The 533-nt window shown below is 37.1% G+C and carries 2 protein-coding genes; both read left to right on the forward strand.

Going from position 1 to position 533, the window contains the following annotated elements; all coding sequences use genetic code 11:
* A partial coding sequence (locus ACTJK5_RS22995; RefSeq protein WP_440613316.1) for an LPXTG cell wall anchor domain-containing protein occupies window positions 1-104 on the forward strand: 104 nt, incomplete at its 5' end.
* A 256-nt stretch (window positions 105-360) separates the two neighbouring features.
* Window positions 361-533: helix-turn-helix domain-containing protein (locus tag ACTJK5_RS23000; protein WP_440613317.1), on the forward strand; the 173-nt coding region annotated here is incomplete at its 3' end.

Consider the following 533-nt stretch of genomic DNA (forward strand, 5'->3'; position numbering starts at 1 on the left):
TACCGCAAACAGGTACTAATCTTACAAGTTGGATCTTTATGGCCACAGGAGCATTACTGTTAATTGTTGGTGGAGTGATTTTCTTAAAACGTAAAAATGCATAGAAATTAAAAAATAAGCACATCTGTTTTTATAACAAGATGTGCTTATTTTTATCATTTTAGCCAAGAAGACTCCTTTCTCAAGGAGCGTGAAGGGCCACAGCCCAGTGAGTAGGTGGGAGATGAATTGGCTTTGAACAAGGGATGGATGGAAGCCATCTTAATTGTTCAACATACAGAAAGTGTTACTCCATTATCTGTCGAATGTACGTTTGGTGTATAATAGTCATATACCAAAATGGAGGTGAATTAAATAATGATGAATAAAGCCTATAAGTTTCGTATCTATCCAAATCAAGCACAAGCAATTCTAATCAACAAAACGAGTGGGTGTTCTCGCTTTGTATTCAATCATTTCCTATCCTTATGGGATCACGCATACAAAGAGACAGGAAAAGGCTTGACCTATAGTACATGCTCTGCCAAACTACC

This window comes from Agrobacterium sp. 22094, assembly GCF_052046015.1.
In the GTDB taxonomy this organism is placed as follows: Bacteria; Pseudomonadota; Alphaproteobacteria; order Rhizobiales; family Rhizobiaceae; genus Agrobacterium; species Agrobacterium cavarae.